At 38.2% G+C, this 12729-nt stretch carries 9 protein-coding genes; all 9 read left to right on the forward strand.

Going from position 1 to position 12729, the window contains the following annotated elements; all coding sequences use genetic code 11:
• Positions 1 to 3: 3 nt before the first annotated feature.
• The 9 genes from LJ658_RS07815 (at position 4) to LJ658_RS07855 (ending at position 12713) form a co-directional block, all read left to right on the forward strand.
• Complete coding sequence (locus LJ658_RS07815; protein ID WP_230545924.1) at positions 4 to 1350, forward strand: alkaline phosphatase family protein; 1347 nt, start codon at positions 4 to 6, stop codon at positions 1348 to 1350.
• Between the two features lie 319 nt (positions 1351 to 1669).
• A complete protein-coding gene (locus LJ658_RS07820; protein ID WP_230545925.1) occupies positions 1670 to 2068 on the forward strand; it encodes a DoxX family protein in 399 nt (132 codons plus the stop codon).
• A 410-nt stretch (positions 2069 to 2478) separates the two neighbouring features.
• Positions 2479 to 4617 carry a TIM-barrel domain-containing protein gene (locus LJ658_RS07825; protein WP_230545926.1) on the forward strand — a complete coding sequence of 713 codons (2139 nt, stop codon included), beginning with the start codon at positions 2479 to 2481 and terminating at the stop codon, positions 4615 to 4617.
• A 110-nt stretch (positions 4618 to 4727) separates the two neighbouring features.
• Positions 4728 to 5516, forward strand: coding sequence for a polysaccharide biosynthesis/export family protein (locus LJ658_RS07830; RefSeq protein WP_230545927.1), 789 nt, complete (start codon positions 4728 to 4730; stop codon positions 5514 to 5516).
• 16 nt (positions 5517 to 5532) lie between these two features.
• The gene (locus LJ658_RS07835; protein ID WP_230545928.1) at positions 5533 to 7893 is read left to right on the forward strand and encodes a tyrosine-protein kinase family protein; all 2361 of its coding nucleotides are present in this window, start codon (positions 5533 to 5535) and stop codon (positions 7891 to 7893) included.
• Between the two features lie 27 nt (positions 7894 to 7920).
• Positions 7921 to 9252 carry a nucleotide sugar dehydrogenase gene (locus tag LJ658_RS07840; RefSeq protein ID WP_230545929.1) on the forward strand — a complete coding sequence of 444 codons (1332 nt, stop codon included), beginning with the start codon at positions 7921 to 7923 and terminating at the stop codon, positions 9250 to 9252.
• Positions 9253 to 9314: 62 nt separating this feature from the next.
• Positions 9315 to 10805 carry a lipopolysaccharide biosynthesis protein gene (locus LJ658_RS07845; protein ID WP_230545930.1) on the forward strand — a complete coding sequence of 497 codons (1491 nt, stop codon included), beginning with the start codon at positions 9315 to 9317 and terminating at the stop codon, positions 10803 to 10805.
• A 109-nt stretch (positions 10806 to 10914) separates the two neighbouring features.
• Positions 10915 to 11712, forward strand: a complete 798-nt coding sequence (locus LJ658_RS07850) for a hypothetical protein (RefSeq protein WP_230545931.1) — start codon at positions 10915 to 10917, stop codon at positions 11710 to 11712.
• 8 nt (positions 11713 to 11720) lie between these two features.
• Positions 11721 to 12713: a glycosyltransferase family 2 protein gene (locus tag LJ658_RS07855; protein WP_230545932.1), complete on the forward strand. Its 993-nt coding sequence runs from the start codon at positions 11721 to 11723 to the stop codon at positions 12711 to 12713.
• Positions 12714 to 12729 lie beyond the last annotated feature (16 nt).

Raw genomic sequence — 12729 nt, forward strand, 5'->3', positions numbered from 1 at the left:
ATCATGAAAAAAACGGTTGTAATAGATGTTGTAGGCTTATCAAAATCTGTAATAGGCGAGCATACGCCGTTTTTGAAGAAATACATAGCCGACAGGAATATCACCGTTATTGAACCGGTTTTGCCTGCTGTTACTACATCGGTGCAATCTACTTACCTAACAGGTAAATGGCCGGCAGCTACCGGCATTGTCGGCAACGGCTGGTATGACCGTACAGATGCCGAAGTGAAATTCTGGAAACAATCAAATAAACTGGTTAACGGGGATAAGATCTGGGATAAAGGGAAGCAGGAAGACCCTTCATTTACCAGTGCCAATATGTTTTGGTGGTACAATATGTACTCAACCGCCGACTACTCGGTAACCCCGCGCCCGCAATACCTGGCCGACGGGCGTAAAATGCCTGATTGCTATTCGCAGCCCGCCGAACTGCGCGATGTGCTGCAGGACAAGCTGGGGCAGTTCCCGTTATTTCAATTCTGGGGGCCGGGCGCCAATATTAAATCAACCCAATGGATAGCAGACGCGTCCATGTTGAACGATGACCTGCACAACCCGACGCTAACCACCATTTACCTGCCGCACCTGGACTACTGCCTGCAAAAATTTGGTCCCGACCTGGCAAAGATCAGTAAGGAAGTGAACGAGATTGACGCGGTGGTTGAACAACTGGTCGCTTTTTATAAAAAGAAAGATGCGGAGATCATTATCCTGTCTGAATATGGTATTGCGCCGGTAAATAACCCGGTTCATTTAAACCGGTTGTTCCGCGAAAATAATTTACTGCAGATCCGGGTTGAGCGCGGGCTGGAGCTGCTGGATGCCGGTGCATCAAAAGCTTTTGTGGTTGCTGATCATCAGATAGCGCATATTTATATCAATGACCCGTCGGTTACTGAAAAAGTAACGGCCCTGTTAAAAGGCGTTAAAGGCGTAGAACTGGTATTAGATCGCGCAGCCCAAAAGAAACATCATATAGACCATGAACGTGCCGGCGATATTGTGGTAGTGGCTGATAAAGACAGTTGGTTCACCTACTACTTTTGGCTGAACGATGCGGTAGCGCCGGATTATGCACGCTGCGTTGATATCCACAAAAAGCCGGGCTATGATCCTGTTGAAATGTTTATGACCTCGAAGGGCCGTGCAGCCTACAAGCTGGCCCGCAAGCTGGCCGGTTTCAGGTACGTGATGGATGTGATCCCGCTGGATGCAACGCTGATCAAAGGCTCGCACGGGCGTACCAATATCGCTGATGAATATAAAGCTGTGTTGATAACTGATGATGCGCTGCAGGATGTGCAGCCTACTGATGTTTTTGATGTGATCTGGAAGAGTTTAAAAGGATAACAACCCATCTATTAACTTGCGCTCGTTTATAACGAGCGCTTAACATGGATTAGCATTTACAATGCGATACAATCGCAAGACCATATTAAGCACTCGTTATAAACGAGCGCAAGAAGGATAGTAACTGTTTGACCTGGCTTTGTCCTCAATCACCCCAAATATTGTCTTTTTTGGCCATGATACTTTTGTCAACCGATGTTTATGTTTGTATTTATTAAATATAGCGTCATTATGCCCATTGATTCATGCTTGTCGCGTATGCCTTTAAATATTATATTTGATATCGGGTAAACTATTAAACCACCTAATTACAATTAACATGAGCAAGACAACAATCAACATTATTTACTGGATCTCAACCGTACTGATATTGGGGATGATGCTTTTTTCGGCAGCCTCAAGCTTTATGGACAACCCCGACGGCGCAAAAATGATGGCAGCAATAGGGTACCGGCCTTATGTATTACATCTTTTGGCGGTAGCCAAAGTATTGGGTGTAATAGCAATCCTTACACCGGGTTTTCCGCGGCTTAAAGAATGGGCCTATGCGGGTTTTACGTTTGATCTGATCGGCGCAACCTATTCGTTTTATGCTTCGGGCTTTGCTTTTAAAGACTGGGCCTTTATGCTGGTTTTAATTGCCGTATTGGCGTGCTCGTATATTTTCTATCATAAACGATTAAAGTTAAGCGGCACAACAGCCACGAGCGCGGCATAATTAACCAGGTCGGCCAAAATGAATATCATAGTCACAATTTTTGTGGCTATGAATATTTTTCAGGTCCGTTGCTGTACCCACCGGCAACTATTAAACTATTTTTAGGTGATCCGTATTAAGTGATCCACTCATCAAAAATCAATCAAAAACGGCTGTTTTGCAGTTACTTGATTATCAATAAACTAATTAAGTTTTACACATGGTGATCCGGACGAATAAGGCTGATCCAAAGTGATCCGCTAAAATCATTAAATAGCTTATTATTAAATGGTTAACGTAAAATGGTGATCCGGGTGATCCACTTTTTTAAGTGGATCACCTGCTGGCCTGCGGGTCAGCCGGGTAATCCAAGATATTGATTTTTTTATTACGGCAATCCGTGTAAATTACGGGCTCAATTATAAAGTAAGATGGTCCGTAATTCAATTAGTATTATAGTGTTAATGCTTTGCGTTGGTTTAACAGTAAAGGCGCAACAGGTTAAGGAAATGGCTCCGGGTGTTACCCGCGTAACCCAGGGCGAGGTAGATCAGTTTTCGCCCTATAACCTGCTGCAGGAGAAGCCCAAACTTGCCGCCCTGGGCCAGTTGCCACCGGCAGATCTGGCGGTCGACCCCAAATCCATCCGTATAGAAATTACCCCGCGCGGCGCCATCGTGCATATCCCGTTAGGGAATAGCGAAGAGCTGTATGGCTTTGGTTTGCAGATGAACTCGTTCAGGCAGCGGGGTTTAAAAAGGCGGCCAATTGTAAATGATAACCCGTTAAACGACCTGGGTTTTACCCATGCGCCAACCACCTTTTATTTATCAACCAAAGGGTATGGCATCTTTATCAATACATCGCGCTATACCACTTTTTACTGTGGCACGCACAAGCAGGTAAAAGGCGATGTTAATGTAAATACCGGCAGCGGTAACGCGGCACAATCTGTTGAGGAACTCTATAAAAACACCAATGATAAGTCGGGCGAGGTGATTGTAGATATCCCCGGGGCAAAAGGAGGCGATGTGTTTATTTTTAACGGGCCAACCTTAAAAAATGCCCTGCAACGCTATAACCTGTTTTCGGGCGGCGGGGCCTTACCTGCTATCTGGGGGCTGGGCCTGCAATACCGGATGAAAGGCGAGTCGAAGCAGGATGATGTTTACAATATGGTAAACTATTTCCGCGATAATCATATGCCGGTTGATGTAATTGGGCTGGAGCCCAGGTGGCAGTCGGCCGCATATTCATGCTCGTATGTATGGAACAAGGAGAATTTTCCGGCACCACAGGAGCTGATTGACAAGATGAAGATGCAAGGCATCAAGCTTAATTTATGGGAACATGCTTATGTGGCGCCTGTATCGCCTATTTATGGGGCACTGGCAGGCAGCGCAGGCGACTATAAAGTCTGGAATGGCCTGGTGCCCGACTTTGCCGGCAAAACAGCCCCTGCGATTTTTGCTGATTACCATAAAAAGACCTTTGTTGATAATGGCATAGCCGCTTTTAAAATGGATGAATGCGACAACTCAAACTTAACGGAAGGCGGCGCAGTATGGGCCTTTCCGGAGCTGTCACAATTCCCTTCGGGGATTGACGGCGAGCAAATGCACCAGCAGTTTGGTACGTTGTATTTCCAAACCATGTTTAATATCTACAGGAAAGCAAACAAGCGTTCTTATTTCAGCATCAGGTCTTTAAATGGTCTTGCCTCATCATATCCTGCGGTATTATATAGCGATACTTATGTACAAAAAGAATATATAAGGATGATCAGCAATGCGGGTTTTTCGGGTCTGTTATGGTCGCCCGAGGTTAGAGAATCAGCCAATGTAGCGGAGCTTTGCCGGCGCGCGCAAATCAGCATATTAGCGGCGCAGACGGTATTTGACAGTTGGTATTTAAAAAGCCCGCCTTGGCTGCAATATGATCGGAATAAGAATAATAAGGGCGAAATGTTGCCAAATGCAAAAGAGGTTGAAGCAAAAATACGCACGCTATTAAACTTCAGGATGAGCTTTATACCCTATCTGTATACTGCGTTTGCTAAATATAACCAGGAAGGGGTGCCACCATTCAGGGCATTGGTGGTTGACTATCCCGAGGATAAAAATACCTATAACGTATGGGATGAATACATGATAGGCGACAATGTGCTTGCAGCCCCGCTGACAGACAGCACCTCAACCCGAAGCGTCTATTTACCCGTTGGTAATTGGTATGATTTTAATACCAACAAGGTCTACGCCGGTGGCCGGGCATATACCTTTACAATGGGGTTAGACCAGGTACCGATATTTGTTAAAGAGGGTGCCATATTGCCGCTGGCTAAACCTGTAGAATTTATATCGCCAACAACAATTTTTGATATCACGTGTTACGTATATGGAAAAAACACGTCGCCGGCACAGCTTTTTGAAGACGACGGTGTTACTTTTAATTTTGAGCACAGCAGCTTTAACACTGTAAGCTTAGTTTGGCAAAAGGGAAAAGGTACCGTGACAAGGAGGGGAAATTACAAAAGCAGGCTTTATAATATTAAAGATTGGGCAATCCGTTAATATTAAATGCAGTTTAATTTATAATGCGTTAACTTAATTGCCTTAAAACTTAAAGCTAATACAAAAAAATAAGTTACTTTTATAGCCTTATTCGGTACCCACTAATTAAAATGCAAAAAAAAACACTCCTAAATATCATACTTTTATTTCTGTTTGCCGCGCTTTCCTCGTCATGTGTTAGTAAAAAGGGAATCGCTTATTTTCAAAAAGAAAGCAATGGGTTAGATACTATAAACTTAGTTAAAACATACGTTCCTAAAATACAGCCCGGAGACATATTAACCGTAAATATCAGTTCACTGAGCCCCCTGGCTAGCAGCTTTTTTAATCCATTTGCGGCTAGTAGCGGAGAAAGCAGTGGCGCTACTTCAACACCCCAGCCGGATGTGACAGGTTTTTTAGTAGATAATTTTGGAACTATTGAATTGCCACTTATTGGCACCGTCAAATTGGCCGGCCTAACTACTACACAGGCCAGGGATACCATAAAAAATCGGTTAAAGTTTTATCTTAAAGAGCCAACTGTAAACATCAGATTTGTTAATTATAAAATATCTGTTATGGGCGAAGTAAGTAAACCTGCGGTATATATAATTCCCAATGAAAGGGTTACTTTACCCGAAGCGTTAACTATGGCGGGTGATTTGACCGTATTTGCTAAGCGCGATAAAATTTTGATTATTAGAGATATTAACGGGAAGAAAGAGTTTGGAACGGTTGATTTAAGTAATCGCGAGGTATTTACATCTCCTTATTATTACCTGCATTCGGGCGATTTAATATATGTCGAACCAAGAAAAAGTAAGTTGTCACAAACAAGTGATGTATATAGGATTTTACCGGTTGCATTAAGCGCTGCATCGTTATTGCTGACTCTATATTTAGCAACAAAAAAATAATATAATTATTTAATACATGAATACAAACAATGACTTGAATGTTATTGAAGATGACGAACAACAGGTAAATTTAAAAGAGATTTTATTCAGGTATTTATCTCACTGGAAGTGGATCGTTCTGTCATTAATCGTTTTTCTTTTTTTAGGCTACATAAAGGTTAAAAGTACAACGCCTTTATATTCGATTGAAACCAATATTTTAATAAAACAAGATAAAGGGCGCTCAGGCGGGGGGGATGATCTCTTAAAAAGCTTAGATCTTTTTTCATCAAATAAAGTGATTGATAACGAGGTGCAAATCCTTAAATCATATACTTTAATGGAAAAGGTTGTTAGTGCATTGGATTTAACCACATCTTATTATCAAAATGGGCATACAAGAAAAATTCCTTTATATAAGGATCTTCCTTTTAAAGTCAAAATACTAAAGCCCAAAGGTAACGGTACAGGCTATTTAAAAGTGACTTTATTAAATAGTTTAGAAGCAGATGTAAATGGTAAGAAAATACTACTCAATCAACCTGTACAATCAGATGTAGGATTGATATTGATTACAACAACAGCCAATTCACGTTATTATACTAACGTTGAAATTGATGTGGCTTTTAATAGCACTTTAGGTTTTTACCAGGGTTTTAGCGGAAATTTAACGATAGTGCCAGCAAGCAAAGAGGGTACGGTATTGCTGATATCTTATCAGGATGCGATTCCCAAAAGAGGCGAAGATATTTTAAACAGGCTTGTTTATGAATACAATAGAGCAGCAATAGAGGATAAAAATAAAGTAATATCAAGTACCTTAACCTTTATCGAAGATCGGTTAACTAAATTGGCGGAAGAATTAGGTTCGGCTGAAGAGAAAGTTGAATCTTACAAATCAAGCAACCATATCACTGATATAGGTGCGCAATCGCAGGCATTTTTAACAACTATGCAGGAAAATGACGCAAGCTTAAGTAAAGTAAATATTCAACTTGGAGTATTAAAAAATTTGCAGGCTTATATCCATAATGAAAAAGGCGGGCAATCTAAATTGCCGTCAATGTTAGGGGTAGAAGATGCTACAATTCTTGGATTAGTTGCTCAATTGGCTGATATTCAGCTAAAAAAGCAGAGCCTGTTACAAACTATCCCGGAAACAAATCCAATCGTTCACTCTTTAAATGATCAAATTTCTTCGTTAAAGGATAATATCGATCAGTCCATACAGAATCTTCAATCAGGATTATTAGTAACTAAGCAGCAATTGGCACTTAAAAATGCCAAATTTGAGTCTGTTATTAAAAGTGTTCCGACTAAAGAACGGGGACTGCTTGATGTAATGAGGCAGCAGGACATTAAAAACACCTTGTTTACTTTTTTATTGCAGAAACGCGAAGAACAGGAAATGTCCCTTGCATCCAATTTGGCGGATAGCCGCACCATTGATCCTGCAAGAAGTTCACTATCACCAATCAAACCGGTCCCACAGCAAATCATGATGATTTTCTTCATTATTGGTTTATTGCTCCCTATTGGTATAATTTATATTTTAGGTCTTTTGAATAATAAAATTACAAACAGGTCTGATTTAGAAAAATTAACAAGAGTGCCGGTGCTGGCAGAAATTGGTCACACAGATGATTCTAATCCACTTATTGTTGTGGAAAAGCCGCGTTCTATGATAGCAGAACAAATAAGAGCTTTACGTACCAATCTTCAATTTATAAGTGCAGATGTTGATCATAAGGTATTGCTGTTTACCTCAAACACCAGCGGTGAAGGTAAATCATTTGTATCCCTTAATTTAGGTGCCAGTCTTGCCATGTCAGGAAAAAAAGTAGTTATACTGGAACTCGACCTTAGAAAGCCTAAGTTACATGTGGCCCTTCAAATGGATAACATAAAAGGCCTGTCTAATTATTTAATATCAAATTATTCTTATAAGGAAGTTATTGAGCAAATTCCGCAGCAACCGAATTATTATATGATAACAAGTGGGCCGATACCTCCAAATCCGGCTGAGTTGCTTACGAACGGGCGGATAGAAACTTTGATTAAAGAATTGCAACAGGATTTTGATTATGTAGTTATAGATGCCCCGCCGGTAGGGTTAGTTACAGATGCTCAAATATTGGGCAGATATGCCAATGCGACTATATTTATAGTACGCCATAATTATACCTTTAAAAACCAGATTTTATTTATCAATGATCTGTATAAAAATCAAAAATTCCCAAATCTGAATATTGTATTTAACTCAGTAGACTACTCCGCTGGTTATGGTTATGGCTACGGTTATAGTTATGGTTACGGCTATGGCGGTGGCTATTATCAGGAGGACGATGACAAAAGAAAAAAAAATATTTTTGTTAAATGGTTTGGTAAAAAACGGTAACGAATTATAATAAAGAAATATTAACCCATGTCGCCATCTAATCCTTTTATCGATGTGTCAAACTTTCTAAAAGAGACAGACAGGATCAAGATCGCTGTGATTGGTTTAGGCTACGTAGGTTTGCCTTTAGCAATAGAGTTCGGTAAAAAATTCGACGTATTGGGTTTCGATATCGATGAACGACGAATTGTAGATCTGTTACATGGGCTGGATGCCACCCGCGAGGTTGATATCAGTGATTTAAATCAAATCTCAGAATCAAATAACAGCGGTTTATCCGGATTGAAATTATCATCAGATAAAAATTCACTAAGGGGGTATAACTTATTTATAATTACAGTCCCAACCCCGGTTGATCGGTTCAAATCGCCTGATTTGTCATATTTATTGGCGGCATCAAAAACGGTTGGCGAGGTTTTAAAAAAAAACGACATTGTAATTTATGAGTCAACCGTATATCCCGGTTGTACAGAGGAGGAGTGTGTACCCGTAATTGAAAGCTCATCGGGATTAAAATTTAACGTAGATTTTTTTGTTGGTTATTCTCCGGAGCGGGTAAGTCCGGGCGACAAGATAAATACGCTAACCACTATAAAAAAGGTGACATCCGGGTCTACACCCGAGGTCGCAGAAATAGTTGATCAATTATATAAAACTATCATTAAAGCCGGTACACATAAAGCGCCAAGTATAAAGATTGCCGAAGCTTCAAAGGCTATTGAAAACGCGCAGCGTGATGTAAATATATCATTTGTAAATGAGCTGGCTTTGATATTTGACCGGATGAATATTGATACCAACGATGTTTTAGAAGCAGCAGCAACCAAATGGAATTTTTTAAAATTTAAGCCGGGATTGGTTGGTGGGCATTGCATAGGGGTTGACCCATATTACCTGGCCCACAAAGCAGAATCTTTAGGGTATCATCCGGAAGTAATTTTATCAGGCAGGCGTATAAATGATAATATGGGTATGTTTGTAGCCAATAAGCTGGTAAAGCTTATGATCAATGGCGGGCATAAAATCAAAGGTGCTAAGGTATTGATACTGGGCATAACGTTTAAAGAAAATTGCCCGGATATAAGGAATACCAAAGTAGTTGACATTTATAATGAATTAAGGCAATTTGGTATAACGGTAGACATTTATGACCCTTGGGCTAACGCCAAAGATGTTAAGGATGAATATAAGTTAGATTTGTTGACCAGCTTAAATAGTGATTACGATGGGGTTGTTTTGGCTGTTGCCCATCAGGAGTTTTCTAATTTGGATCTTAATAATATAACGAGTAATAAGAATGCTGTTATTTACGATACAAAAGCATTTTTAAATAGATCTATCGTTAATGGCAGGCTGTAGGATTTTGAAACAATCAATTAGTTCATAGCAGATAGCTGTATATTTAATACCAGTATAAAAACATGAGCCAATTAAAACGCGGGGCATTTTTGTCTTATCTAAATATATTATTAGTAAATGTCGTTGGCTTATTTTTAACCCCTTTTATTGTAAGATCTCTTGGTAATTCTGAATATGGTTTATATAGTTTAATAGGCTCATTAATAGCGTATTTGTCGTTAATGGATTTAGGGCTTAATAATACGATAGTGAGATTTGTCTCTAAATTCCAGGCAGAAAAAGATAAGGAGGGTGAAAGTGTTTTTTTAGGTACAATAATGTCTATCTATTTTTTTATTTCGCTCGTGCTGATACTGATCGGTATGGTATTCTATTTTAGATTAGAACATATTTTTAAAAACTCCCTGTTGCCCTCGCAAATAAAAGAAGCAAAATTAATGTTTCTGATATTGTTATTTGATATTGGTATAGCCTTGCCAAGTGGTAGCTTTTTGGCAATTTGTACTGCCTATGGTAAATTTGTTTTCCCCAAAGTTATTACCATAGGCAGGTATGTTTTAAGAACGATAACCGTATTTACAATTCTTAGTTTAGGTGGCCGCGGTATAGCGTTGGTTATGACTGATACCATCTTTAATATATTAGTAGTTTCGGTCACTTTTTATTATTGTATAAAAAAACTTGGAGTGCGCTTTTCTTTCAAGGAAAGAAATAAAGAAATTATCAAAAATATATTTAGTTATTCTGTCTGGATTTTTTTACTGGCCATAATTCAAAATTTTCAATGGAATACGGGGCAGATTATTTTGGGAATGCACGTTAAAACTTCGGTCATTGCGATTTTTTCTGTGGGGCTAATGTTAGGTGGTTATTTTGGCGCATTTGCTGGGGTTATTAATACTTTACTACTTCCCAAAGCCGCACAAATGCTTTCAGGTAAAGCTAATGCCGACGAATTGACAGCCACAATGATAAAAGTTGGAAGGGCAAACTCCTTCATCTCTTTTTTGATTCTGTCTAACTTTATTTTATTCGGCAAAGAATTCATCAAACTTTGGCTTGGAGATGCTTATGCGTTATCGTGGAATATTGCGTGTGTGATCATGATTGCAACATTTGTACCGCTAACCCAAAGTTTTGGAAACTCTATATTGGAGATTAAAAACAAGATAAAGCCACGTGCTATAGGCATGCTTATATGTATGCTTACAGCAATTATTTGCAGCTATTTTTTAGCCGGAAGCTTTGGGATGTATGGCATTTTATTCCCTATTGCAACGGCAATGATAATTAACACTATAATTAACAACGTATTATTTGTTAATTATTTCGATTTTAAAATTTCAAAATTTTATAAGGAAACCTTTTTGTTTCAAGGAATTTTTACCATTTTATTTTTGTTGGCGGCAAATTTTATTAAGAGACATATAGCCATCTATTCTTGGGTTCAATTTATAACATGGTGTGCTGTTTTTTCTGGTATCTACGTTTTGCTGTTCTTTTTTATTGTGTTAAAAAATGATGAGCGCAGATTAATTTTAAAAAAGACATGATTTTTTCAGATAAGGAGAACATTGTGGCAAATGAAACTACCGTATAAAAAGAATGACTTTTACCTGCTAAACATAAATGAGTTCGTCAACAAGTAACATGATATTAAAATTGAAGATACTTATAGCAAAACAACTTTTGCCTTTTTATAGGTTTTATACAGTCTATATCAACAAATTTCAATACGATCCAGACAATTATAAAGATAGTTTTATATCATTATCAGATAAAGTTGATGGGGTTAAATTAGATCACGCCAGGGAAATTATTTACGTTTTTTGGACTGGTAATAACGACCTCACGGATAATAGACGGAAATCTTTAAAATCATTAGTAGAAAACGCTGGTGTTGCGATAAAACTAGTAACGCCAAATAATTTAACTGAATATATACTGGAGGAATTTCCCTTACATCCAGCTTATGATTACTTGTCGTTAGTTCACAAGGCAGATTATTTGCGTGGTTATTTTATGTTACATTATGGAGGCGGGTATTCAGACATTAAACATTGCCTTGACTCCTGGAAAAATTTATTTATCAAACTAAATGGTGACGATAATAAATGGGTTTTGGGTGTGAGAGAAAAGTATCCAGGCGGAACTATCGATTTAGATAACATACTCGGAAAAGACCTAAAAAAATATTACACAATATTGATTACAAACGGTGCTTATATATATAAACCCAATTCGCCAATCTGTCGAGAATGGATGGATGAGGTTCATCGCAGATTGGATATTTTTTTTCCTGAACTAGTTAAAAATCCGGGAGGAATTTTTGGTGGAGATAACTATCCCATACCTTGGGCGTATATACTTGGCCACGTAATGCAACCCCTGATTTTAAAATATAATGATAAGGTTATTTACCGCAACAAGAAATTATACTCAATAAGTAACTATCGTTAAATAGCAATATGATATTAAGCGTCGTAGTACCTGTCTATAATGTTGAGCGTTATTTAGAAAGATGTTTGGATAGTATTTTAAAACAAACCTACCCAAACCTAGAGATCATACTTGTTAACGACGGCTCAACTGATGATAGTGAACAAATATGTCTGGACTTCGAAAAAAAGGATTTTCGAATAAAGTGCTTTTTGCAAAGCAACAAAGGGCCAGCCGCTGCGCGTAACTTTGGTATTAAGATGGCTAAAGGTGACTATATAGGTTTTATTGATGCCGATGACGAAGTGGACGAGCTAATGTTCCAAAATTTAATGGATATCGCCCTCAAACATGCAGCAGATATTGTAGTTTCAAATATTAATCTGGTAAGTGAAAGGGGTGTTACTATATTAAATAATAAGATCAAAAAGAATACTTTATTAGAGAATGATTATATAAAGAAAAACATTTTGCGCCTTTACTACGAAAATGACTTAGGTAATTTACCGTCAATGGTTAACAAAATCTATTTAACGTCTTTTTTAAAAAAACATCAATTATTAGTTAATGAAAAACGGATGAGAGCTGAAGACTATTGGTTTAATTTTTATGCCTTTAAAGCAGCCGATTCTGTTTATGCAATAGACGTAGCTAACTATCACTACTTTACGCAAAATGAAGGTAGTGTTATGAAAAGTTTTAGAGATAATCAGTTTGATAATTATCTCCTAACCAGAAAAGAATTAATTGAAAATAATGCCACGCTAAAATTTGACATTAATTATCAGGTTTTTGATAAAGAATTTATCGATCATACCAATGAATTTATACTTCTTGCTATTGTAAATGGCAAAAAACATATTGTTTTTGAAGTTTTAAAAAACGAAGAATTTTTAAAAGCCTTTAACAATATTATTCCTGACAGGATGCATACTAAAATTATAAAAGAGTTATTAAAATTCAGATTATATGAGTTTGCCTTCCTCTTGTATAAGCTATGGGCTAAACAGTTAGGCAAATAACGGCCTAATGATTATT

It is taken from the genome of Mucilaginibacter sp. UR6-11, assembly GCF_020880695.1.
Classification (GTDB): Bacteria; Bacteroidota; Bacteroidia; order Sphingobacteriales; family Sphingobacteriaceae; genus Mucilaginibacter.

Coding starts and splice junctions, on each gene's coding strand:
- LJ658_RS07815 (WP_230545924.1), top strand. CDS start 4: ATGAAAAAAACGGTTGTAATAGATGTTGTAGGCTTATCAAAATCTGTA.
- LJ658_RS07820 (WP_230545925.1), top strand. CDS start 1,670: ATGAGCAAGACAACAATCAACATTATTTACTGGATCTCAACCGTACTG.
- LJ658_RS07825 (WP_230545926.1), top strand. CDS start 2,479: ATGGTCCGTAATTCAATTAGTATTATAGTGTTAATGCTTTGCGTTGGT.
- LJ658_RS07830 (WP_230545927.1), top strand. CDS start 4,728: ATGCAAAAAAAAACACTCCTAAATATCATACTTTTATTTCTGTTTGCC.
- LJ658_RS07835 (WP_230545928.1), top strand. CDS start 5,533: ATGAATACAAACAATGACTTGAATGTTATTGAAGATGACGAACAACAG.
- LJ658_RS07840 (WP_230545929.1), top strand. CDS start 7,921: ATGTCGCCATCTAATCCTTTTATCGATGTGTCAAACTTTCTAAAAGAG.
- LJ658_RS07845 (WP_230545930.1), top strand. CDS start 9,315: ATGAGCCAATTAAAACGCGGGGCATTTTTGTCTTATCTAAATATATTA.
- LJ658_RS07855 (WP_230545932.1), top strand. CDS start 11,721: ATGATATTAAGCGTCGTAGTACCTGTCTATAATGTTGAGCGTTATTTA.